Annotated in this window: 14 protein-coding genes; 11 read left to right on the plus strand and 3 right to left on the minus strand. The window is 46.0% G+C overall.

The annotated features are described in order from the left end of the window. Positions 1-14 precede the first annotated feature (14 nt). The 5 genes from KUA50_RS00040 (at position 15) to KUA50_RS00060 (ending at position 7,901) form a co-directional block, all read left to right on the plus strand. Positions 15-1,790 carry a SusD/RagB family nutrient-binding outer membrane lipoprotein gene (locus KUA50_RS00040; protein WP_218457108.1) on the plus strand — a complete coding sequence of 592 codons (1,776 nt, stop codon included), beginning with the start codon at positions 15-17 and terminating at the stop codon, positions 1,788-1,790. Between the two features lie 72 nt (positions 1,791-1,862). Continuing rightward, positions 1,863-2,849: a hypothetical protein gene (locus KUA50_RS00045; RefSeq protein ID WP_256624277.1), complete on the plus strand. Its 987-nt coding sequence runs from the start codon at positions 1,863-1,865 to the stop codon at positions 2,847-2,849. Between the two features lie 52 nt (positions 2,850-2,901). Continuing rightward, entirely contained in the window at positions 2,902-5,235 is a 2,334-nt protein-coding gene (locus KUA50_RS00050; RefSeq protein WP_218457106.1) for a glycoside hydrolase family 3 N-terminal domain-containing protein, read from the plus strand. Between the two features lie 118 nt (positions 5,236-5,353). Further along, entirely contained in the window at positions 5,354-5,554 is a 201-nt protein-coding gene (locus tag KUA50_RS00055) for a hypothetical protein (RefSeq protein ID WP_218457105.1), read from the plus strand. Positions 5,555-5,582: 28 nt separating this feature from the next. Continuing rightward, on the plus strand, positions 5,583-7,901 hold the full coding sequence (locus KUA50_RS00060; RefSeq protein WP_218457104.1) for a hypothetical protein: 2,319 nt from the start codon (positions 5,583-5,585) through the stop codon (positions 7,899-7,901). Positions 7,902-8,063: 162 nt separating this feature from the next. Here KUA50_RS00060 and KUA50_RS00065 read toward each other — a convergent pair whose 3' ends face one another. Then, positions 8,064-9,560, minus strand: coding sequence for a C69 family dipeptidase (locus KUA50_RS00065; RefSeq protein WP_218457103.1), 1,497 nt, complete (start codon positions 9,558-9,560; stop codon positions 8,064-8,066). A gap of 298 nt (positions 9,561-9,858) precedes the next feature. On the opposite strand from KUA50_RS00065, the gene KUA50_RS00070 reads away from it, so the two are divergent. The 4 genes from KUA50_RS00070 (at position 9,859) to KUA50_RS00085 (ending at position 16,120) form a co-directional block, all read left to right on the plus strand. Continuing rightward, complete coding sequence (locus tag KUA50_RS00070; protein ID WP_218457102.1) at positions 9,859-11,205, plus strand: DNA recombination protein RmuC; 1,347 nt, start codon at positions 9,859-9,861, stop codon at positions 11,203-11,205. Positions 11,206-11,522: 317 nt separating this feature from the next. Further along, complete coding sequence (locus KUA50_RS00075; RefSeq protein WP_218457101.1) at positions 11,523-13,112, plus strand: mannitol dehydrogenase family protein; 1,590 nt, start codon at positions 11,523-11,525, stop codon at positions 13,110-13,112. 31 nt (positions 13,113-13,143) lie between these two features. Continuing rightward, a complete protein-coding gene (uxuA, locus tag KUA50_RS00080; protein ID WP_218457100.1) occupies positions 13,144-14,415 on the plus strand; it encodes a mannonate dehydratase in 1,272 nt (423 codons plus the stop codon). A gap of 274 nt (positions 14,416-14,689) precedes the next feature. After that, on the plus strand, positions 14,690-16,120 hold the full coding sequence (locus tag KUA50_RS00085) for an AAA family ATPase (protein WP_218457099.1): 1,431 nt from the start codon (positions 14,690-14,692) through the stop codon (positions 16,118-16,120). Here the strand turns inward: KUA50_RS00085 and KUA50_RS00090 are convergent. Both KUA50_RS00090 and KUA50_RS00095 read right to left on the minus strand, forming a co-directional pair. Further along, positions 16,104-16,523, minus strand: coding sequence for a hypothetical protein (locus KUA50_RS00090; protein ID WP_218457098.1), 420 nt, complete (start codon positions 16,521-16,523; stop codon positions 16,104-16,106). The two genes, KUA50_RS00085 and KUA50_RS00090, sit on opposite strands and share 17 nt — an antisense overlap. Positions 16,524-16,633: 110 nt before the next feature. Further along, on the minus strand, positions 16,634-19,129 hold the full coding sequence (locus KUA50_RS00095) for a GH36-type glycosyl hydrolase domain-containing protein (protein WP_218457097.1): 2,496 nt from the start codon (positions 19,127-19,129) through the stop codon (positions 16,634-16,636). 234 nt (positions 19,130-19,363) lie between these two features. On the opposite strand from KUA50_RS00095, the gene KUA50_RS00100 reads away from it, so the two are divergent. Continuing rightward, the gene (locus KUA50_RS00100) at positions 19,364-24,889 is read left to right on the plus strand and encodes an alpha-2-macroglobulin family protein (RefSeq protein WP_218457096.1); all 5,526 of its coding nucleotides are present in this window, start codon (positions 19,364-19,366) and stop codon (positions 24,887-24,889) included. Positions 24,890-24,936: 47 nt separating this feature from the next. Next, positions 24,937-26,022 carry a DUF1573 domain-containing protein gene (locus KUA50_RS00105; RefSeq protein ID WP_218457095.1) on the plus strand — a complete coding sequence of 362 codons (1,086 nt, stop codon included), beginning with the start codon at positions 24,937-24,939 and terminating at the stop codon, positions 26,020-26,022. Positions 26,023-26,033 lie beyond the last annotated feature (11 nt).

Raw genomic sequence — 26,033 nt, forward strand, 5'->3', positions numbered from 1 at the left:
AATAAGGTAAGAAAATGAACAATATAATCAAGAAATATATAGGTAAGAGCAGCCTGATGATGGCTTTCGCCCTGATGGCAACCGGCACTGCGATGACTTCTTGCTCAGATGATACCTTGAGCAACATCAATACCGACAAGACCAAGGTGAGCGAGCTCGACCCTAACGCACAGTTGACAACAGCTTTGTTGCAGACTTACGGTGACTTCAGTCTGATGGATACCTATCGTAACTATATAACTGGTTTTCCACAGTATTTCGCTGGTGGTTGGAATGTAACCAATTACGCTGGTTCTAATTTCAGAGAAGATGATATGACCCGTCGAGTTTGGGACCGCTATTATGAAATCGGTATCAAGAACCTTGTGGATGCCATCCACAATTCTGCTGACAAGGCAAACTTGAATGCAGCACTTCGTATCCATCGTGTCTATCTCACGGCAGTTTTGGCAGATACCTACGGTGACGTGCCTTGTTCGGAGGCAGGTCTGGGTTATATCTCAGGTATCTCCAACCCTAAGTATGATACTGTAGAGGAACTCTACAGCTGGTTCTTCGAGGAACTTGACGCTTGCGAGAAGCAGCTTGGCACAGGTTCCGACCACATTTCTGGTGATGTCACCAGCATGGGTGGTGATGTAGCTCAGTGGAAGAAGTATGCCAATGCACTCCGTATGCGCTATGCCATGCGCATTTCCGATGTTAATCCACAGAAGGCAAAGGAGGAGTTTGAGAAGGCTGTAGCTGCCGGTGCCATCGCCAGTGCAGCAGATGATGCTTATATCAAGTATGCTGATGCTCCATTTACCTATTATGATGGAGCCAACGATTACGATTTCCGTGCCAATGCATTGAGCGAGACTCTCTATGGTCAGGATGCCACATCGCCTACCATGGTATGCTCTACCTTGTTCTATCAGTTGCAGAATACCAACGACCCTCGTCTCTATCGCATCTGCCGTCACTACTACAATATCAAGCGTAGTCAGGTGAAGCCAGATAAGGAGCAGAACATCGACTTGACCGATGATTTCCTGGCTTACTTCCAGAGCAAGAACCTCGGTGAGGAGCCTTGCAACCCTGGTGCAGCCTGGTACACAGACTGGATGAATCCAGCAACGTTGGATGACCTTCCTACTTTGAAGAAGTATGCAGAGATAGACGAGAACACTTATGCCAACTCTGATTATATAGCCCGAGCTAGTCGTCCTTGTCTGAACATCGACTTCGAGATGCCTTCTTGTCCTGGCGACCTGATGAGCTATGCCGAGGTAGAGTTCCTCAAGGCAGAGGCTGCAACCAAGGGTTGGAATGTAGGTGGTGGTGATGCTGAGAGTCACTACGAGGCTGGTGTTCGTGCCAGCATGGAGTTGCTCAACAACTACTATCTTACATCCAACAAGATTTCTGAGGATGAGATCAATGAGTTCATTGCCAACAACAAGTTGGGTGACAATCCTAAGGAGACCATCAACACCCAGGCTTGGATTCTCCACATGATGAACCCTTCTGAGGGTTGGGCTAACATGCGCCGCTCTGACTATCCTGCCATCTTGAATCGTGATCTCTTGACCAAGAATGGTTTCACTTATACGGATCCCGATTGGTCAATGCCTGTCCGCTTGCAGTATCCTGAGTTGGAAGCTCAGTACAACAATGCCAACTACAAGGCTGCCATCGAGCGTATGGGTGGTACTGATGATTGGCACAAGAAGCTTTGGTGGGACAAGGCTGATGTAAAACTTCAGCCAGACTTCAATCCTCCATTCGGAAAGGGATATAGCAAGTAGTGTTTAATGTTAAGTGTTAAATGTTAAGTCTTATAGGACAATAGAATAGAATAATTAATTATGAATAAGACAATGAAACAATATAAGGGAAAAGTCTTGAAGGCTATGATGATGCTCTTAGCCGTGAGTTTCGCACTGGCTGGTACATCTACCTTGTCTTCTTGCTCTTCTGACGATGAACCATACTTCACTGTCAGCGAAGATGACGATCCACGTATCTTGAACACCGACTTGGCTGATTCCAAGATAGACCGTAAGACTAATTATAAGTTGGAAATCAAGGTGACTCCTGTTCACTACACCACTGTGACATGGTTGCTCGACGGCACTCAGATTGCCGAAGGTAATACTATCGACCAGACTTTGCCTGTAGGTAATCATGAACTGAAGATTGTGGCAACCACCACCAAGGGCAAGAGCACATCCCGCACCTTGAACGTTACCGTGACTCCTGCTGCCGATGACCCAGCCGTGGGTACCAATGCCAGCGAGCTTTGGGTAGCTCCAGGTGCTGAGACCACTATCCATAATTGCAAGAATCTCGGTACAGTTACTAAAGTAATGGTAGGTGGCAAGGAAGTAGCCTTCGAGGTTCTCGAAGAGGGCACAGCCTTGAAGCTCACAACTCCTACAGGTTTGGAGAATGGTGACTATGATATCACTTTGGTAGATGGTGAGGGTGTACAGTTCCCTTGCGGTACCATCAAGGTAACCACAGAGCCACGTCCATCTATGGAGAATACCCTCTGGGAAGGTGAGTTCTCTGTAACATGGAGTACACCGTTCGATGCCTTGAAGGATACCTTCCTCTCAAAGGTGAAGGCGGGTACTATCCTCCGTGTCTATGTAGATGGAAATGGTAAGGGTACCGCTGTTACCTCTTGGTGGAACAACATCCTTACAGGTAAGGCCGACCCAGAACGTGGCGACATCATGGTGAATGGTCCTGCTACATGGGAGTTTGAACTGACCGACCTCTCTATCCAACTCTTGACTGAGCAGCAAGGTCTCCTCCTCGTGGGTGATGGTTACACCGTAAAGAAAGTAACTATTGAATAACATATTAGAAAGATTTCCGTTTTTATCATAAAACGTCAAACCTTTACTGTTTATGAAGAAAATATTATTATCTATTTCAATGTTGGCATTGGCTTATACAGCCAGTGCCAATGTTCCAGTTATCAAGAGCGACCCTAAGATAGAGGCTCAGGTAGAACAAACCCTGAAGAAACTCACCTTGGAGGAAAAGATAGGTCAGATGATGGAATTGGTGACCGACCTCTTTGGTGCCAACGACAAGAACGGTGTGTTCTATATCGACGAGCACAAGACCGATTCTATCCTTTCCCGCTATAAGATTGGCTCTATCCTCAACGCTCCAAATACCTGCGCACCAACCGCCAAGCAGTGGGAGAAGTACATCGCGCAAATCCAGAAGATCTCGATGAAGCGCATCGGCATCCCTTGTGTCTTCGGTCTCGACCAGAACCATGGTTCTACTTATACACAGGGCGGAACCCTCTTCCCGCAGAACATCAATGTGGCTGCCACCTTCAATCGTGAGATAGCTCGCCGTTCGGCTGAGGCTACCGCTTATGAGACTCGTGCAGTGAGCATACCTTGGACTTACAGTCCTACCGTTGACCTCGGTCGTGATGCCCGTTGGCCTCGCATCTGGGAGAACTTTGGCGAGGATTGCTACCTCAGTTCAGAGATGGGCAAGGCGATGGTCTATGGTTTTCAGGGTGAGGACCCAAACAACATCGACCAGTATCACATTGCCACTTCAATGAAGCACTTCATGGGCTATGGTGTGCCTTGGACTGGTAAAGACCGTACGCCAGCCTATATCTCTCCAGCCGACTTGCGAGAGAAGCACTTCGCTCCTTTCCTGGCGGGTCTGCAGGCTGGAGCCTTGACCGTGATGGTGAATTCCGCTTCCGTCAACGGTATGCCGATGCATGCCAACAAGGACATCCTGACAGGATGGCTGAAGGAAGAGACAGGATGGGATGGTGTGCTCATCACCGACTGGGCAGACATCAACAATCTCTATACTCGTGAGATGGTGGCAAAGGACAAGAAGGATGCGCTCCGCATCGCCATCAATGCCGGTATCGACATGATTATGGAACCTTATTCTTGCGATGCTTGTGGCTATCTTGTAGAACTGGTGAAGGAAGGTAAGATTCCGATGAGTCGCATCGATGATGCCTGCCGTCGTGTGCTTCGCATGAAGTACCGTCTCGACCTCTTCAAGAACCCAACCCAGAAACTGAAGAATTATCCTAAGTTTGGTGGCGAGGAGTTTGCCAAGCTCGCCTTGGAGGGAGCTACCGAGAGTATGGTGCTCTTAAAGAACGAGAAGTTGCAGGATGGCAATTCTGTCTTGCCTCTCGCCAAGGGCAAGAAGATTCTCCTCACGGGTCCTAATGCCAATCAGATGCGCTGCCTGGACGGTGGATGGAGCTATACTTGGCAGGGTCATCGTGCCGATGAGTTTGCCGGCAAGTACAATACCATCTATGAGGCTTTCTGCAATGAGTATGGCAAGGAGAATGTCATCTTGAACCAGGGTGTTACCTATAATGAGAAGGGAAAATACTGGGAGGAGAACGAACCTCAGATTCAGGGCGCAGTTGATGCAGCAAAGAATGTTGATGTTATCGTTGCCTGCATCGGTGAGAACTCTTACACAGAGACTCCGGGCAATCTGACCGACCTTTGGCTTTCAGAGAACCAACGTAATCTCGTGAAGGAACTCGCCAAGACCGGTAAGCCTGTCGTTCTGGTATTGAATGAAGGTCGCCCTCGTCTCATCGCCGACATCGAACCATTGGCACAGGGCATCATCGACATCCTTATTCCTGGCAACATGGGCGGAGATGCCTTGGTTGGCTTGGTATCGGGCAAGTCAAACTTCAGTGGCAAGATGCCTTACACCTATCCTAAGGAAATCAATTCGCTCGCCAACTATGACTTCAAGAAGAGTGAGGAAGTGGGTACGATGGAAGGTGCTTACGACTACAATGCGAAGATTACCCAGCAGTGGGGCTTCGGATATGGTTTGAGTTACACCTCTTATCAATATAGCAACCTGAAGGTTTCTCAGTCTGACTTCCGCCATGGCGACATCATCAAGGTGAGCGTGGATGTGAAGAATACGGGCAAGGTGGCAGGCAAAGAGAGCGTTCTTCTGTTCAGCAGCGACCTTATTGCCAGCATGGTTCCTGATGGCCGTCGCCTCCGTGCTTTCGATAAAATAGAGCTTCAGCCGGGTGAAACCAAGACTGTTACTTTCGATTTGAATACCGATGATTTTGCTTTCGTAGGTTATGATGGCAAGTGGGTATTGGAAGAAGGCAATTTCAAGTTGATGATTGCCGACCAGAGTGCCGATATCCATTGTGAGAAAACTTATCAGTGGCAATCGGCTAACCGATAACCCAATCATGATGGCTGACATGACAAAATCCTGAGCAACTTATTGTTGCTCAGGTGCTTATAAAAAATATTAAATTGTAGTGATGCGGAATTAAGGTAATACAATTATTTTAAGTAAAATGAATATAAGTAAAAGAAAAGTTTATGTTGTCCCAGAGGTGAGGATCGTAGAGGTTTGTCAGGAGAATCTGATGGACAATCCTGCGTCATGGTCTGACGGCTGGGGCAATAGGGAGCCGATTGTCGAAGGTAATCCTGATCCTGAACCTGATCCCTATGCCAAATGGCATGGTTTTAATGTGTGGGAAGATGATATTTAGTATTGATAATGTATTAAAAAATTATAAGATGAAACTCTTTTTCAGAATTTCGGTGCTTGTCTTGTGCATCTTGATGTCCTTGTCGTCTTTTGCTGACGATAAGAAGGATAGAATTAGTGTAGAGAAAATAGACTGGTCTGCTAATAATGAGAGTTTAAAGACAATTGTCAGCACTTCGGCTGATCCGAACAAAATATATTTGTATGCAAAAGGTCACAACAAGTTTGTGACAGTGGGTGGCCGCTATGGAGCGCAGCCTATTCTGGCAGAAGTGGGTATGTACTTCTATGTAGAGAAGGTCGCCGACGATACTAAAGATCGTTATTACATCCACTCATGGGTGAATAACCCTACAACTTCTCAAGGAACTGGAAATGCCGACTATCTTGGTGTAGAGCCTCTCATGGATACTGATCAGCGCATCTTTCTTACTGATCCGAAAAATGAATCTATGAAGTCCATTTATTTGTATGTGGATCGTGGAATTAACAATACCCATGATGATGGTACATATCCTTCTCCCGAGAGGATTAAATGGCATATTAAGTCTGTTGATACCAAGAATGGTTATCAAATCTATTCTACGTGGAGCGACAATCAGAAATATAGCGATAATGCAGTGCGAGATTATTACCTGAGTTATTACGCAGATCCTAATTCACAGAAGAAATTCCTGGTGGTTACTACGGACAAAAGTCAGGCTGAGACGTTCTATTTCATCAAGAAAGAGGACTACCGTAAGGTCATTAATAGCCAGAATAAAAAGTATATCAATGTATCTGGTCTTGTGCGGGATGCTCGTTTCGAACGAAACAACAAAGGTATTGATGGTACTTTTGATTTGAAAGGTGATTATAATACAAAGTCAAAGAACAATGTTTGGCAGTTCCGTTACGACAGAAACTATGATACCTATGTTTTCCCAAATAAGCAGGATAATGTGGAAGACCTGGCGTATATGACGGCTTGGGTAGGCTGTGAAGGCAGTTCTGAAAATCAAAAAGGCAATTATTTGATTCAGAAAATTACAAAATTGAAGCCGGGTCTTTATCGTGTCAATTGCCAAGGTTTTTATTTTAATCCTAATGATAAGAACGACAAGGACAACACTTCTTTTGTTTTTGCCTCGCAAGACTATACGGATATAAGCAATCAGACAGCACTGAAGACCATTGAATCCGATGACTGGGATTCGATGCAGAATATGACCTATCATGGTGCCGAAGTAACAGCGGATGGCAAGAATGGTTATGTGGATTATTCTATCAAGCATTGTGTCAATGCCGGTAAAATATTCGCAGAGAGCAATCCTTATGAAGACAAGGATGTGGACAGTCGTAAGTACGACAACAGTGTAGCAGTCCTCGTAAAGGCGGATAAAGGCTCAACGACGGGTACTCTCTACATCGGTGCTGGCAAGAGAGCCAACGAGGGAGGCTATGCCTTTTTTGACAATTTCCAACTTTTCTATATGGGAGACAGGCAGTGGTATCTCGATGCTACGAACACAAGCACCGATGACTTTACCACAACCAAGAGCACCGATGATTACGACACTCCAAGTGGCATCAACCGCAATCCTGCGGGTCCTGACCAGTATAAGTTCCCCGTTACTTACAATATACGCCGCTACTTCCACGTGGGCAAGTGGGAAAGCCTTATTCTTCCTTGCACACTGACGGGCGACCAGGTAAAACAGACATTCGGAGGCGACCAGGGGGTGCAACTCAGTGTCTTTGACAGGGTGGAAAAAAACTGTGTCTATTTCAAGACTGTTAATCTTGATACGGATAGTATCGTTGCTGGCAAGCCTTATATCATCAAGGTGGGCAAGGAGGCCGATATCAAGACAAAGGCTGATGAATACACATTCCCTTTTGGTAACAAAACCACGGTAAAGGTAAATGGACCTATCTATCAGGTAAAGGGTGTTGTTCCTCCTACATTTAAAGGTAATGGTGTGACAATAGAAGATAAAACTTCTGCTGGTGATAAGGTTCAGTTCCATGGCTTCTATTACGACCCAGGTGCAGCTCCTCGTAATGCATACGTGGTAAATAACGGTAATATGTATCATCTTAGTTCTGACTGGAACAGCTTTGTGGGTACAAGTTGGTATATCACCATAACAGATGCACAAGGCAATGCCAAGGCGCTCTCGTTCAGCTTTGATGGTGATTCTTCTACGACAGCCATAGAGAACGTGACAAGACAAGAGGACGCTGCGGTTCAAAACGATGGGTTTGTTTATAACCTGAGCGGGCAACGCGTGGGCACCCGTAATAATATGAGCAATCTTTCTTCTGGCATATACATCGTAGCTGGTAAGAAGGTTGTTGTTAAGTAATGTATGAACGTCAAATCATGAGAAGAGCATTATTGAAAAATATATTTATATGAAAATAATGAAGCCTGCTTCAATGCGTGTTGAAGCAGGCTTCTTTGTTGATTGAAGTAAGTTTCGATGGTGAATGAAGCTTACTACGTTTTTATGCTCATTTGTATTCCTTTATGCTCCGTGGAAGAGGTATTCCTTTTGAATCTTCTCCGTGAGTCGAGTAAAGAGTTCTTCCACCAATTCATCTGCCACTTCGATGGCGTGGCTCAGAACCTCATCTGAGAAGTGCTGCAAGAGGTCTTGGGCTTTTATCGGGCTCTCCTTGTAAAGCTTCAAGTACTCTGTTTCCATCTCCTTCTGACGTTGGTCGTTCTCAGCCTCCAACTTGGCGTAAGCATCCTTGATGATAGGAGCGAAGGCTTTATAGTCGGTCATGCCGAGTGTCATCACCTTGCGGAAACGCCAGTAGGCACTGTCGTCCTTGCATCTGCCATTAGCCACATGGGTGTAAAGCTCAGGGAAGGTTTTTACTCCCTGGTAGAGTGGGAGGAAGACGCTGAGGTCGCCCATGCCGAATGCGACGTAGGTGATGTGACCTATGGCATGAGGCAAATCCTCTCTTACCTGGATGATGTGGGTCTGCGTGGTGCGGAAGATAGATACTGGGCGATAAGGCTCTTTTCCATTCTCATGCAGATATGGATCATGATCGGTATGGTCATAATGGAAACGGAAGGCGGTGCGGAGGTCGGTGAGCGAGATCTTATGCGCAGCCTTGGCAAAGACAGGGAAGGTATTCTTGGTGACATCATTCTGGATGGCTGGTGAGAACATCTGCTGTAAACCCCATACACGTGGATAGTTATAGGTGGTGTCGAGTTCCTCATCACGAGAGTATGCCTTATGGAAATCGAACTTCGCCTTACCATGCTTGTCTTTCTCTGCCTCGGCATCATTTGGATCGTAAAGACCATTCTTCTCGGCAAACTCTATCAAGTCGGGTGCTGCCATGAAGTTCTCCTTGTCCTCTGGTGCGTAATCACGGAAACGGCTTTGGTTACCGGTAACGAAGTACTGGTCCTTTGGCATACGGCAAGCCAACCACTTATGTCCGCAAGCATTCTCCAGATACCATATCTCCTTGTCGTCGATGAATCCGATGCCGAATCCTTCTGCCGAACCATATTGCTCGATGAGCTTGCCCAAGCGTGCAGCTCCCTCACGAGCGGTGTGAACGTATGGCAAAACGATATTGTAGGTGCAGTTCTCGGCAAGTCCATTCTTCACGTATGGGTCAAAGGCAAGTGCTTTATCGCTTGAAAAGATGGTCTCTGTTGAACTCATGCCCACGCCAGCCGTATTGAATCCTGCGCTTCCCCATTCGCCAGGGAATTGGTAATCTGGCAATCCTGTATATCCCAAAGCCTCCTTAGGCAGTGGACAGCGGAATTTGCTGTCCTTTGCCACAAATTCCTCAGAGCCAAACTTTGTATCCTCATGTACTTCGATGTTGATGGCCATCAGCGCATCGAAGTCGCTGGAACGGCAAAGGTATTTGGCGCCATCTGCACTCTGCTCTTCGCCTACGATGATGGTGGTACACTCAGAAGGCAGCTTGCTGGCTCTCTTCTCTACATTCTCGAAAGAATTGTTTATTTCTTTTTTCATAATCGTTATGTTTTATGAATTGTATGGCTGCAAAAATACAGTTTTTCTTTTAAAGTGCAAGATATTTTCAGCAAAATTAAACTTTAAGTTCTGTTGCGCAGTGTGCAGCAGAGAATATTCAAGGCATAAAAAGTAAACCAAAATCAGTTCGCTCCAGGGGATATAGTCAAGGTGAGTGTGGATGTAAGGAATAAGTTAAATAACTACAAGAATCTCCTTGGAAATTTGGCATTATGCTTTTAAAACATTATTTTTGCAAAACGTAATAATTGTAGATTTTTAGAAAAATTCAAAAACAATGGAAATAGTAATCGGAATCATCATAGGGCTTGTCATCGGATTTGTTGTTGGCAAGCTGATGGAAGCTAAAACTGGTGGAGAGGAAAAAACACAACTGATAGCAAAAGTGCAGGTACTGGCGGCTAACATTGAGCAGGATAAACTACATCATGCTTCTGAGATGAAAGGTTTGAAGGATTCTCATGCTTCTGAGGTTCATTCCTTGAAAGCTCAAATGGAGAATGAACGATTGTATGCTGCGAAACTTCGGGCAGAGAGCGACCAGCAGTGGGCGCAGAAACTCGAAAACCTCAAGCAGGAGATGCAGCGGATGAATATCGAGCAGCAGCGGGTGGCAGCGGAACAACTGGTTGCCAAGCAATCGGCTTTGCAGGAAAACAACCGTCTGCAGATGGATGAACTCTTGAAACCTATCAAGGAACAGTTTGCTGATTTCAAGAAATCGGTGGAGGAGAGCAAGACCCAGAACGAAGTAAACAAGAAAGAATTGCAGAATACCTTCGAGGCTACGATGAAACTCTTTCAGCAGGAACAGCAGCAGGCTGTATTGAGTCTGAAAGAGCAAACGTCCAAGATTGGTTCTGATGCAGCCAATCTCACCAAGGCATTGAAGGGAGATAGTAAGATGCAGGGTGACTGGGGAGAAATGGTCTTGGAAACCATCTTGGAGAATAGCGGATTGAGAAAAGACGAGGAGTTCTTTATCCAGGAAAACACCAAGGACGAGAATGGCAAGAATTTCCGTCCGGATGTCATCGTCCGATTCCCTGAAGGAAGAAGTGTGGTCATCGACTCTAAGGTTTCGCTTACTGCCTATACAAATGCCCTTGCTGCTGAGGATGATGCTGAGAGAGAAAGATTGATGAAGGCACATGCACAGAGTGTTCGCAATCATATTGATGAATTGTCTGAGAAGGATTATTCCAAACTGGTAGAGGATGCCATCGGTTTTGTGCTGATGTTCATTCCGAATGAAACCAGTTATATCGCTGCTATGAGACAACAACCGGAGTTGAGTCGCTATGCTTATCAGAAGAAAATCATTATTATCTCTCCAAGCAACCTCTTGATGGCGCTACAACTCGCTTATAATCTCTGGCAATATGATCGCCAGAATAAGAACGTGGAGAAAATAGTTAAGACTGCTGCCGATTTATATGATAAAGTTGCTGTCTTTGAAGATACTTTTACCAGTATAGGTGATTTAATTACCAGACTCTCTGGAACCTTTGATAAGGCTAAAAAGCAACTTTATGATGGCGCCGGAAATGTGATGCGAAGGGTAGAAAGTCTGAAAGGACTCGGTGTAACTCCGAAGAAGCAACTGAAGGCTTTGGAGGAATAAAATGTGCTTTTTGTAGGCTGTTTTTTCTTCCGATAAAGGGGTGTTTTGCTGTCCTTTTGAGGCATTGTCGTATAATCTCATGTAACAGAAACATTTCAAATTGTTCAATTTGTATGGTAAATTGTGCAAACTTCGAAAATAATCTCAGAAAAAGAAATGATTTTCCGATTTAATTTGTACTTTTGCCCAAGTCAATCCGACATGTAATGTGTTGCTTTGACGATCAATGATGAGTATATGTATCCATATATACGTAATATATGGTACATAATATATAGGAGTAAATATACATAAAACAATATCAAAAGGATTTCAATATGAAACTAAACGACATTCTTTCTAACAATTTTAATGCTGAAGAATGGGAGGCGAAAGGTTATCAGCTTCCTCAGTATGACATCGCTGCTGTAGCCAAGAAGACTCATGATGAGCCTACTTGGGTTCACTTTGGCGCAGGTAACATTTTCCGTGCGTTCCCTGCTGCTATCCTCAACGATGCACTTAACACGGGTAAGTATGACCATGGTGTCATCGTGGTTGAAAGTTTTGACTATGAAATTATCGATAAGGCTTATCGTCCTTACAATAACCTCTCTCTTCTCGTAAGCCTCCAGTCTAATGGAACCATTGAGAAGAAGGTCATCGCTTCTATCACAGAGAGTCTCAAAGCCGACAAGCAGTTTGGTGAAGACTGGGCTCGTCTGGTTCAGATCTTCCAGGCTCCAAGTCTGCAGATGGTAACTTTCACCATCACCGAGAAGGGATATTCTTTCAATGATGCCGATTTGGCTCGTGGTCTCGATGCAGTATTTGCTATGGGTAAGTTGACTGCCCTCCTTTATGAAAGATACAAGGCAGGTAAGTTACCTATCACCCTTCAATCTACTGACAACTGTTCTCACAATGGCGATCATGTAAAGGCTGGTGTGAAGGCTTATGCTGAGCGCTGGGTAAAGGATGGCATCGTAGAGGCTGGTTTCCTGGATTATATCAACGATAGCAGCAAGGTTACATACCCTTGGTCTATGATAGATAAGATCACTCCACGTCCTCATGAGAAAGTGCAGGCGATGCTGGCAGAGGATGGCTTTGAGGACAACGAAACCATCATCACCGAAAAACATACTTTTACAGCTCCTTTTGTGAATGCTGAGGAGGTGCAGTATCTCGTTTGTGAGGATACTTATACCAATGGTCGTCCACCATTGGAGTTGGGCGGTGCACTCTATACCACCCGCAAGACGGTAGATGAGGTAGAGACCATGAAGGTAACCACCTGTCTGAACCCACTGCATACTGCCATGTCTATCTATGGTTGCATGCTCGACTATACTTTGATTTCTGCCGAGATGGCTGATGAGGACCTGCGTGCCTTCATCCAGAAGATGGGTTATATCGAGGCGATGCCTGTGGTAACAGACCCAGGAGTCTTGAATCCATACGAGTTTATCGGTACCGTGATCAATAAGCGTCTGCCAAACCCATTCATGCCAGATGCTCCTCAGCGTATCGCTACCGATACCAGTCAGAAACTCTCTATCCGCTTCGGTGAAACCATCAAAAAGTATATCGCTCGCGGTCTTGACAAGAGTAATCTCGTATTGATTCCATTGGTATTAGCTGGTTATGCCCGTTATCTCAAGGCTTTGGATGACAATCTGAAACCATTCGAGCCTTCTTCCGACCCATTGTTGGCTGAACTTCAGGCTATTGTAGCTCCTCTGGAAGTAGGCAAGGCAGATCAGGACTATTCTTGTCTCAAGAATCTCTATACCCGTAAGGATGTATTTGGTCTCGATCTCTACGAAGCAGGTTTCGGAGAGCAGATAGAAGGCATGGTGAAGGAACTCTTTGCCGGCAAGGGTGCAGTAAGACAGACATTGCATAAGTATGTTTCTGCGAGATAATTCATTTTCAAACTTATACATTATATAATATATGGAAAGAACATGGCGCTGGTTTGGCAAGAAAGATAAGATTACGCTTGCACAGTTGAAACAGATAGGTGTTGAGGGCATCGTTACCGCATTGCACGATGTTCCTCTGGGCGAGGTTTGGACACGTGAGAAGATTCATGAACTCAAGGAGTACATTGAATCTTACGGTATGAAATGGAGCGTGGTAGAGTCTTTGCCTGTGGTTGAAACCTTGAAATATGGCGGTCCTGACCGTGATCATCAGATTGAGGTTTATAAGGAGAGTCTCCGCAACTTAGGTGAGGAAGGCATCAAGTGCATCTGCTACAACTTTATGCCGGTTTTGGACTGGGCACGTACCGATTTGTCTCACGACAATCCTAACGGAGCCAATAACCTCTATATGAACTGGGGCGAGTTTGCCTACTTCGATATCTATATCCTGCAGCGTGAAGGCGCCCGTGAGGATTGGGCAGAGTTCTCTAAGGAACACAAGTGGGGCAGAGACCTCGTGGCTGAGGCTGATGAAATCAAGAAGACTTCTACGCCAGAGCAGGATCATGCTTTGGTAGAGAACATCATCATCAAGACCCAGGGTTTTGTATCCGGTAATTTCAGCGAGGGTGATGCTGCTCCTGTACAGAAGTTCCGCGATCTCTTGAAACTCTATGATGGCATTGACAAGAAGAAGCTGCAGGAGAACATGAAATACTGGCTGGAGGCCATCATGCCTATCTGCGATGAGTACGATATCAATATGTGTGTTCACCCTGATGATCCTCCTTATCCAGTATTCGGATTGCCAAGAATCATTGGTCGTGCAGAGGATATCCAGTGGATGTTGGATGCTGTGCCAAATAAGCACAATGGTTTGACTTTCTGTGCTGGTTCATTCTCTGCCGGTGAGCACAACGACTGTGTGGCAATGGCTAAGCAGTTCGCCGATCGCACTCACTTCGTTCACCTTCGTTCCTGCTACATCTTCCCTAATGGCAACTTCACAGAGGCTTCTCACTTAGGTGGTCGTGGTCATCTCATCGAACTTTGCCGTATCTTCGAGAAGGCAGAGCAGGAAGGCAAGTGCAATTCTGGTCGTCGTCTCCCTATGAGAGTGGACCATGGTATGACCTTCACCGATGAGCCTGGCGGCGTATTCGATGAGAGCAACCACGGACACAATGCCGGTTACACCCTTCTGGGTCGTATGTTTGCCATGGGTCAGATTCAGGGCGTCATCGCCACCGTGGATGATGAACTCGGTATTGAGTACAAACAGCCAGGATTTTATGATTAGTTGATAGTTTAGGCTTAGGCTTAGTTTATAGTTGATAGGCTATTAAGCGATTTGAAATTCAGGTTAGATAAAATACGAAAAAGGCTAGCGTTTCTGATAAGCGCTAGCTTTTTTATGCTAATTTTATGGTTATTGGCTAAATGTACCGCTTGCTTTTGCCAATAATGCTTAAAAATAGGTATTATTGGCTAAAAGTTATGTGAGAAATAGCCAATAATTGCTTTTTTCTTGCTATTTTTGCAAATGGTTAGAAATTAAAGCAGGAGAAAAGGAAATGAAGAACAATATCATAGGCAGAAAGAGTGAACTGGATACCTTGGCTCGCATATATGAGTCAAGGCAGTCTGAATTTGTGGCTATATGCGGACGCCGCAGAGTGGGGAAAACGTTTCTCGTGCGTGAATATTTTGAGCAGGAAATGGTTTTTCAAGCATCCGGACTGGCAGGAGGAAACACTCAGGAACAGTTGAAAAACTTCTTTTATACACTTCGTCGTTATGACCGGAAAGTATCATCGCTGCCCCATGATTGGCTCGATGCCTTTGAGATGCTGATTTCTTATCTCGATTCTCTGTCCCAAGTAGAACGCAAGGTGGTTTTTCTCGACGAACTGCCTTGGATGGATACTGTGGGTTCTGACTTTATCTCTGCCTTGGAGCACTTCTGGAATGGATGGGCTTCGGCACGTCGCGACATCGTTCTGATAGTCTGTGGCTCTGCCACTTCCTGGATGATGGACAAACTCATCAATAATCATGGTGGACTTTATGGTCGTCTTACCCATCGTCTATTCCTGCAACCTTTTTCTCTTGGAGAATCGGAAACGTTTCTGAAGACCAAGGGGATGATGCTGTCAAGATACGAGATGGCAGAGCTTTACATGATATTGGGAGGCATCCCATACTATCTTAATCTTTTGGACGAGCGGTTAAGTTTAGCGCAGAATATAGACCGTATACTGTTCAATCCCAACGGTCAGTTGTATAATGAGTTTTCGATACTCTATCGCTCCCTGTTCAAGGATTCTGAGGCATATGTCAAGGTAGTAGAGTGCCTGAATAAGCGTGGATATGGAATGACTCGCACAGAAATAGCTAATGCAGCCCAGATGAAATCAGGCAAGACATTGACCACGATTCTTGACAATCTGGAATCGTGCGGATTTATCAGAAAATATGTCAACTTCGGATGTTCTACCCGAAAATCTCTTTATCAGTTGGTGGATTTCTTCACCTTGTTTTATTTTCGTTTTCTGCGAGACAGTTCGTTCCGGAATCTTCTGTATTGGAGCAAGTTGCAGCGCACGCCCCGTTTCTATGCCTGGGCAGGAGTTTCATTCGAGATATTGGCGATGAATCATATCTCTCAGGTCAAGCAGCGGTTGGGTATTGCTGGTGTATCCACCAATTTATATTCATGGCGGAGCAAGAGTAGTGGGGAGGCTGATGAGCGGGCCGCTCAGATAGATATGGTGATAGAGCGTGGTGACAACACCATCAATCTATGTGAAATGAAATTCTCGGAAGGAGAGTTTGCCATCAATAAGGATTATGATAAGATTTTGAGAAACAAAATTGCCCGTTTTATGGAAGAAACGAAAACTAGGAAGTCCATACAGCTGACGTTTATCAGCAGTTATGGTCTTCAGCGCAACATGTATTCGGGCATTGCCCAGAACGAAGTGGTGCTCAATGATTTGTTTTGAGCACCACTTCCTCCACGTATTTCACAAGCGAATCCTTGCCATTAAGCAGATAGAAATCCACACGAACCACGTGGTCGATGTCTGCACTTCCCTTTACTTTTACGTGCCGGGTCTTACTATATAATAAGGTGTCACGACGGGAAGGGTAGGAGACAAGCTGAATCTGGTCTTTGGTGGAACCGCTTCCTACATAATATATGCCTACACTATCCTTGCTTGCTTTTATGGCTGCTATCTTCGCCATCTTCTTGGCATGAGCGGCAGTTGTGTCCTCTGGATAAAATTCGCTGGCAGCTACCGTGTCGCCATCATGCTGGTCGGGAGCATACTTGCAACTTGTATTTGTTGTTGTGATAAAGGCAGTGGCAGTTAGGACTGTTACAAAGTATAAAATCTTCTTCATCTCATTTTTTATTTCTAATTTGCCGCAAAGGTATAAAAAATAAGAAAATCGGCAAAATAAACGTTTGCTTATTTTGCCGATTTTATATGTATTTATGAGTTTTGGGCAATTTACATCTCTACGATTACCTCGTGTTTGCCTGCTTGACAAGGGATGACGCAACCCTCAATAGGTTTGCCATCTACGATGATTTGCTTCACTCCCTTCTCCTTGCCCTCTGGGTTTTTCACGGTGATATGATACTCACCGCCACGGAACTTGCGGGTTACCTCATACTCCTTGGCCGTGCTTGGCAGGCAAGGGTCGATATTCAAGCCCTCGTAGTCTGGTTTGATGCCCAGGATGAACTCGCTCACGGTGTACCACATCCATGCGGCTGTACCCGTCAACCAAGAGTTCTTGCCCTCGCCAGGTTTGGCTGCATCCTTACCTGCTACCATCTGGCAGTTTACGTATGGTTCCACCTTGTGTAAGGTCTGATATTTCTCCTCTACATAACTTGGAAGTATCTTGGTGTAGTGCTTCCAAGCATCGTTGCCACGTCCGGCTACCGTTTCACCAATGATGACCCATGGATTGTTGTGGCAGAAAATTCCGGCATTCTCCTTGTAACCCTCTGGGTAAGAAGAAATCTCGCCCATTTCTACATGATAGGTTGTATAGGCAGGGTTGTTGAGCACCATACCATGCTCGCATTCCAATCGCTCCTTGGCACTATCCAAAGCTTTGTCGCAGAGTCCGTCTTCCAGACCGATACCAGCCATCGTACACCAGCCCTGGCTCTCGATGAAGATTTTGCCTTCCTCGTTCTCATCGCTACCTATCTTGTTTCCGAAGAAATCATAGGCACGGAGGAACCATTCTCCATCCCAACCATGTTGCTTTACGGCTTCGTTCATCGCATCCACCGCCTGCTGCATGCGCTCGGCTTCTACGAGATAGTCTTCCTCGGCGAGTCCTGCTATCGTGCCCTCATGACAGTTTGCTGCTTCCTTGGCAAGCTGCTTGCACAGAGCCACGTAGTCCTTTCCGGTTACTACGAAGAGTCCGGCTATCATCAGACTCTCTGCCTTGGAACCTTCACCCTTATTCTCTGTAGTCTGGAAACTCTCGTTTGGATCCCAAGAGAAGCAGTTGAGGTTGAGACAGTCGTTCCAGTCAGCTCTTCCGATGAGTGGCAACTTGTGAGGACCGAGATTATTGATGACGTGATTCATCGAAATCTTCAGATGTTCGAAGAGACTTACTTCGCTACCAGGCTGGTTGTCGAAAGGTACCTGCTCTGAAAGAATAGAGAAATCACCTGTCTCCTTGATATATGCTACTGTACCGAAAATCAGCCAGCAAGGATCGTCGTTGAAACCACCACCGATATCATTGTTGCCTCGTTTGGTCAAAGGCTGATACTGGTGATAGCAGCCACCGTCTGGGAACTGGGTGCTGGCGATATCGATGATGCGCTGACGGGCACGAGTAGGTATCTGATGAACGAAGCCTACCAGGTCCTGATTGGAATCACGGAAGCCCATGCCTCGGCCGATACCACTCTCAAAGAAGCTTGCTGAACGGGACATGCAGAAGGTAATCATGCACTGATACTGGTTCCAGATGTTCACCATGCGGTCGAGCTTGTCGTTTCCGCTCTTTACGGTGAAGATGTTCAGCAGGTTATCCCAGTACTGGTTGAGTTCAGCAAAGGCTGCATCCACCTTTTCAGTGGTATCGAACTTAGCCATCAGTTCGTGTGCCTTTTCCTTATTGATCACTTTCTTAGCTACGAATTTCTTGTCCTGCTCGTTCTCCACGTATCCCAAGAGGAAGATCAGGTCGCGGCTTTCTCCCGGTTGCAGGGTAACTTCGATATAATGTGAAGCGATAGGACTCCATCCGTGAGCAAAACTGTTGCGAGGTTTTCCTTCCATGACTGCTTCTGGGTCTGCAAACTCATTATAGAGACCGATAAAACTTTCGCGGTCGGTATCGTAGCCCTGAATGTCGGTATTCACGGTGTAGAAAGCATAATGATTTCTACGTTCGCGGTATTCCGTCTTGTGGTAGATCGTAGAGCCTTCTACCTCAACTTCTCCTGTAGAGAAATTGCGCTGGAAGTTTTCCATGTCAGTGGCTGCATTCCACAAGCACCATTCTGCAAAAGAGAATACCTTGAGAGATTTCACTTCTTTGGAATTATTTTTGAGCGTCATCTTCTGTACCTCAGCCCAAGTGTGGAGAGGAACGAAGAAGAGCACGCTTGCCTCCACGCCGTTCTTGCTACCGGTGATGCGTGTGTAGTTCATGCCATGGCGGCACTCGTAGGAGTCGAGTGGGGTCTTGCAAGGTTTCCAACCAGGGTTCCAGACGGTGTCACCATCCTTGATATAGAAGTAACGACCGCCGTTGTCCATAGGCACGCCATTGTAACGATAGCGTGTGATGCGACGGAACTTGGCATCCTTGTAGAAGGAGTAGCCACCTGCTGTGTTGGAGATCAATGAGAAGAAATCCTCATTACCCAAATAGTTGATCCAAGGCCAAGGGGTCTTAGGGTCGGTAATCACGTACTCGCGATTGGCGTCATCAAAATGACCATACTTTTTCTCTGCCATTGTCTTTTTAGTATTTATATTGTTATTTATTCTTGTTTTGAATTGTTGATTCTGTATTCTAATTACTTAATTTAGTATTATATAATGAATGCTTAATTTGGTAAATAACATTATTTTGGTGCAAAGATAGCAAAAACTTTCAGTTATAAGGTTAGATAACGGATATTTTTTGTATTTTTGCAATTAGAATAGGTTAGAAATCTGACAATTGTTAACATAATGTGCACTTGGCTTATGAAAAGAAACATTATAACACTTATCATAGTTGTGTTTGCCATGATGCAAACTACGGCTCAAACTTATGACAACTTGTGGAAGCAAGCTGACATCATCGCTCAGAAGGACCAGCCGAAGAGCGAAATTGGGGTGATGCAGAAAATCATCTCCAAGGCTTCTGCGGCTAAAGACTACGGTCAGCTGCTGGCGGCTGAGATGAGGCAGGTGATGCTCTGGAAAGAGATTTCTGCAGACTCACTGACGCCGAATGTGAAGCGGATGGAGGCTGAAGCTTTGAAGACAAATGACCCGATGCTGAAAGCGGTGAGATATGCTGTGCTCGGCAAGGTATATCATGATAATCTGTATGGAATAGAAGTGGATGAGGCTTCTTTGGAACAAAGGGAGGATGCTTCTTATTATCAAAGTCAGCGAAAGGTAAACCTGAAGAAGAGCCGGGAGTTCTTCAAGAAAGCGATGGCGCACCCAGAGCTTCTTGCCAAGCATGCTTCTACTGAGTATGTGCCGCTGACTCTAAAAGGGGTGGACGGAAGTTCCTTCAAGAATGATTTGCTGCATCTCATCGGATTCGAGGCAGACAGCAAGGAGGCGTATCTGCAGCTGTACACCTATTATAATAAGGTGGGAAATCGGGGTGCGGCTTGTCTCTGTGCCTACAAACTTATCGAGAAATACCGTCAGGATGATGTAAGAGAGGTGAAGAAATCGAAGTATCTGCAGACCATCGACTCGCTCATCCATGTATATCAGGATATTCCGGAGGCTGGTGAACTTGCTGTGGAGCATTTCCGCTTCATGGAAGGTGCTACCGATGCCAAACCGCAGGATAAGCTCAACTATATCAACTATGCTTTGAGCCACTGGGGTGGATGGTCGAGAATGAATGTGCTTAGAAATGCACAGAAAAGACTCACCGAACCGATGTTCTCTGTGGAGGATATGCCTTTGGTGCTGCGCCCTACAGAAAAGAAGTGGGTGCATCTGAATGTGCGCAATCTTCAGAATCTGAAAATCAGCATCTCCCGCCTCAATATTACGGCAGATAACGATTATAATGCGCAGGATGAGGCTATCTATAAGATGCTCCTGAAGAAGACTACGAAGCTGCATCAGAAGGATTTCAGCCGCAACTACTATGGTCGTCCGGATTACGAAGAGGTGAAGGATTCCATCGAAATCGGTGGCAATCTGCCACTGGGTGCCTATCTGATGGAGGTGACTTCGGATAATACCGGCATCGCTCCGCAGCGAGAACTCTTCTATGTCAGCAATCTGGCGGTGATGATCCAGCAGTTGCCGGATGATAAGCATCGCTATATAGTGGTGAATGCTACAGATGGCCAGCCTATCGCTGGGGCGAAGATAGAACTCTATGACCAGCGGTATGATTTCAAGACGAAGAAGGACAAGCGAATAGTTCATGCCCGCTTGACAACAGATGAGAACGGTGAGGCTTACTTCAAAAATGTGGATGGAGAGGTATTGATTTCTACCAACAATGACAAATTTACGCCAGCCAAGTACATCTATCTCAGCCGTACCCGCTATTATGAGAAGAAGGATAATGAGACTAAATATCAGGTTTATACCGATCGTGCCATCTATCGCCCGGGGCAGAAGGTACATGCCTCAGCCATTTTCTATACTGTCAAGAAGGGGTTGGATGCCAGCGTGCCAGGAAAGAGTATGGAACTGAAGTTTGTCCTGAGTGATGCCAACTGGAAGCAGGTGGCAGAACAGAAGGTTACGACCGATGAATATGGTACGGCTTCGGTAGATTTCGAACTCCCGAAGGAGGGAAAAACAGGACTGTATTCCATTTCCGTGAATGGTACAGCAAGCGAATATTTCAGAGTTGAGGAGTATAAGCGTCCTACCTTCGAGATTACCTTCCCGAAGGTGAACGAGAAATATAACTGGGGCGATACTGTAGTGGTGAAGGCTACTGCCAAGACCTATGCTGGAGTGCCTGTGCAGGGTGCCAAGGTGGAGTATCAGGTGACCCGCAGAAACCAGCTTTGGTGGTGGGGCGCAGGATCTGCCGGACAGTTGGTGAAGACCGACAGTTGCGTGACTCGTGAGGACGGAACCTTCGACGTAGAGATTCCGCTGGAGGCTTCCTTGCCAGGAAAAGACGAGGCTGATATGAGCGATTTCATGCGCATCGCCCGTTTCTTCAACTTCGAGGTCTCAGCCATCGTTACCGACATCAGCGGCGAGAGCCACGAGGGCGTGATGAGTCTGCCTCTGGGCACCAAGCCAACCATCCTCACGGTGAATCTTCCTAAGCGTATCGAGGCAGACAGTCTGAAGACGGTGACCTTCGCTTACCGCAATGCCAGTGGAATGCCGATTTCGAGCAGGTTGAAATATCGCATTGATGAAGGCGAATGGAAGGATGCCGAGGCGAATGCACCGGTTTCTATCAAGGAATATGCTTCTTCAGCATCTTCTGCCTTTGTTTGGAAATCTGGCGTTCATCAGCTGGAGGCAATCTGCGGACAGGACACCCTGCAGCAGAAGTTCACGCTCTTCAGTATGAAGGATACCCATCCGGTGGAGCCAACTACCGAATGGTATTATCAGACGGCGAAGACCTTCCCTCGTGATGGCAAGCCTGTCTATATCCAGGTGGGCTCTTCGGAGAACGGAGCGCACATCGTATATTCCATCATCGCCGGCAACAAACTGCTGGAGAAAGGTGCCTGGGAGTTGGGCGACAGTATCGTGACCCTGCCTTTCACCTACAAGGAGGAATATGCGTCGGGCATCGTACTGAACTATAGTTTCGTGAAGCAAGGCAAGTGCTATACCCGAATGATGAGCATCGCCCGTCCTTTGCCTGAGAAGAAACTGAACATCGCCTGGAAAACCTTCCGCAACCGTCTGACCCCTGGACAGAAGGAGGAGTGGACGCTGAAGATTACCACCCCTGACGGCAAGCCAGCCAAGGCACAGCTGATGAGCGTACTCTATGACAAGTCGCTCGACCAGATAGCCCCGCATTCCTGGAATTTCTCCCTGGGCTTCTATCAGAGTTTGCCAGACTGCTACTGGGAGGACAACCTCACTTTCCGTTCATTATACTTGAATGGCGTTTATCCTACCAAGTATTATGACGAGAAGCAACTGGATGTAGATAAGTTTGATGGCAAATTCTTTAGCTATTATGCTTATATGCAAGCGGTGGAACTGAGCAAGTTGGAACGTTCTTCTGGCGGAACCGTTGAGTCTGTTCGTATACAGAAAGACGAGCTGGTTCAGGAAGAAGCGAAAGTCATAAGGATTCATGGCTCTAAGATGACCCGTGTTGCAGCGGCTGCTCCATCTGCCAACAAGGTTTTTGATGTAGTAGAGGAGATGCCGCAGTTTGTAGGTGGTTCTGGCTCAGACGTAGGACAGTACCTTGACAATGTGCAGGTGCGTGAAAACCTGAACGAGACTGCCTTCTTCTATCCTGCCTTGGAGAGCGACAACAATGGCAACGTAGCCATCAGATTTACCCTGCCGGAGAGCGTGACTACCTGGAAGTTCATGGGATTGGCTCATGACAAGGAGATGCGCAACGGATTGCTGGTGGATGAGGCTGTGGCTCAGAAAACCGTGATGGTGCAGCCTAACATGCCTCGCTTCCTGCGTGAGGGCGACAAGGCTACCATCGTGGCTAAGCTCTCCAATACCTCTGACAAGAAGGTGAGCGGCAATGTCCGCATGCAGATTCTGGATGCTGAAACCCAGAAGGTGGTTTGGCAGAAAACGCAGAACTACAGCATCAATGCTGAGGGGTCTGCTACCGTTTCTTTTGATGTTCAAGGTCTGAAAGAGGGTGTATATATTAATAAGGTGGTGGCTGCCGGAAACGGATACAGCGATGGCGAACAGCACTATCTGCCGGTCTTGAGTAATCGTGAACTCGTAGTGAATACGCTGCCTATCACCTTGCATCAGCAAGGCGAACAGAGCTTCGACCTGAGCAAACTCTTCCTGGACAAGGAGGGCAAGCAGGCAAAGGGAACAGATGAGGCAAAGGTCACCGTGGAATATACCAACAATCCAAGTTGGCTGATGATCAAGGCGTTGCCTGCCATCAGCAATCCGGATGATGAGGACGCCATCTCGCTGATGTCTGCCATCTATGCCAATACCATCACCACTTATATCCAGAAAAATCTATCTTTGGAAACCAGCCGTCTGCAGAATCAGGTGGAGAAACTGAAGAAATTGCAGAACGTTGATGGTTCCTTCTCCTGGTGGAAGGGAATGAAGGGCAGCAGATATATGACTACGGCTGTAGCCGAGATGATGGTTCGTCTGAATGCCATCGCCGGCACGCAAAAGTCAATCTCTAAAATGCTGACTTCTGCCATCAATTATCTCTCCTGGCAGACAGCTCGTGAAGTTAGAGAGATGAAGAAGATGGAGGAGAAGAAGCACAAGGTAAGTCCAAGTGAACAGGCGCTGCATTATCTCTACATTCTCTCAATGGATGGCAGAAAGATGAAGGAGAATTTCGAACAGGACCAGGCTTATCTGCTGGATAAAATGTCGAAGATGACCAGTGATTTCACCATCTATGGTAAGGCACGTGCTGCTGTGGTGCTCGCCAAGAACAGCCAGCAGAATGCTGCTTATCGCGAAAAAGCGGGTGAATATCTGCAGAGCGTGAACGAATATGCCGTTTATCGTGAGGAGATGGGCCGCTATTATGATACCCGTAAGGCACTCTATAGCTGGAGAAACTATAAGATTCCTACTCAGGTATCTGTGATAGAGGCGATGCAGCTGCTGAAGCCGAATGACAAGCAGACCATTGAGGAACTGCAGCGTTGGCTTCTGATGTCGAAACGTACTCAGGTTTGGGATACTCCAGTAAATACCGTGGATGCTGTCTATGCCTTTATGAAAGGTAATGAAAGCAACTGGAACAAGAAGGCAGAAAATGCCGTTTTGAAACTGGATGGCAAGCAGCTTCCGATGCCGCAGGATTCTACGATGTTGGGTTATATCAAGACAGAGAAGGTGGGCAAGGCATCAACCTTGAGCATCAACAAGAAGAGCGACTATACCAGTTGGGGTGCCGTTTATGCAGAATTTAAACAGCCGCTCAGCGAAATCGCTTCTTCCGAGTCGGGCATCAAGGTTCGCCGTGTCGTTGTTACTGCCGAATCGCAGGGCAAGGAAAAGTCTCTGGCTAAGGTGGGCGAGAAGGTAAAGGTAACGCTGATGATCACCGCAGACCGTGATTATGATTTCGTGGAAATCGAAGATAAGCGTGCCGCCTGTCTGGAACCGGTAAACCAGCAGAGCGGTTATCAATGGGGCATGGGTTGCTATGTTTCTCCAAGAGACAACACAACAAATTTCTATTTCGATCGTTTATCTAAAGGTAAGCACGTTGTAGAAATGGAATATTATGTTGATAAAAATGGTGAATATCAAGCAGGTTCTTGTTCTGCCCGATGCACTTATAGTCCAGAGTTCTGTGGACGTGATATCGCTTATAAGTTAAGCGTACATCAATGAGAAATGAGAAATTAGAAATTTTGAAATTAGAAATATAATAATTGATTATGAATAAGATTGATATAAATAAGAGAATAGGGGTTTTGCTGTGTACTACATTGGTGGCAATGGCAGCCAATGCACAGAAACTGACAACGCAAAACGAAAAGGTGGATTGTGGACAAATTGTTTATCTGCATCCTGTAACTGCTGAGTTTCAGATGAAGAATGATGGTAATCGTTCCTTGATTATCAATGATGTGAAGAAAAGTTGTGGCTGTACTGATGTCTCTTATCCTAAAACAAGTATTCCCGCAGGTGATAGCTTCGTAGTCAAAATGACTTATGATGCCAAACAGATGGGTACTTTCAATAAGCAATTGTTGCTTTATACCAACGCTTCAGAAGAACCATGTCTCTTGACTATGCAGGGAAAAGTTGTTGAAAAAGTTTCAGATTTTGCAGGTAGCTATGATTATATGTTAGGTGCAGTGAAGTCTGATGCCCAAGATGTGGAATTTGATGATGTGAATCGTGGAGACCGTCCTGTTCAGCGTATTCATATTTTTAATCCGACAGAATCTGCCATGGAACCTGTTGTGATGCATTTGCCAAGTTATTTGACCGCACAGGTATCCCCTTCACGCTTGGGGCCTCATCGCTCTGGAGAAGTTGTACTGACGCTTGATTCTAAGAAATTGCATGATTTCGGTTTGAACCAGACAAGTATTTATTTGGGAGAGCGACCTGGCGATAAAATCTCTTCTGAGAGAGAAATCTCTGTTTCTGCAGTTTTGTTACCTGGATTTGAAGAGATGACTTCCAGTCAGAAAGCGCAAGCTCCAAAGGTTGCGCTGTCAACGTCAACTTTGGACTTGGGCAGTTTCAATGGCAAGAAAAAACTGAAAGGTGAAGTCATCCTGACAAATCAGGGAAAGTCAAATCTGGAAATTAGAAGTATGCAGATGTTTACTGAGGGACTGCAGGTTTCATTAGGAAAGCGAACCATCAAACCTGGTGAATCTGTGAAACTGAAAGTGACTGCCATTGCAGCTATACTCAAAAAGCTGCGTTCAAGAACTCCTCGTGTACTGATGATTACAAATGATCCTGACCATGCGAAGGTGGTAGTAAGAATACAAGTGAAAAAATAATAAGAAACAGG

Source organism: Segatella hominis, assembly GCF_019249725.2.
Classification (GTDB): Bacteria; Bacteroidota; Bacteroidia; order Bacteroidales; family Bacteroidaceae; genus Prevotella.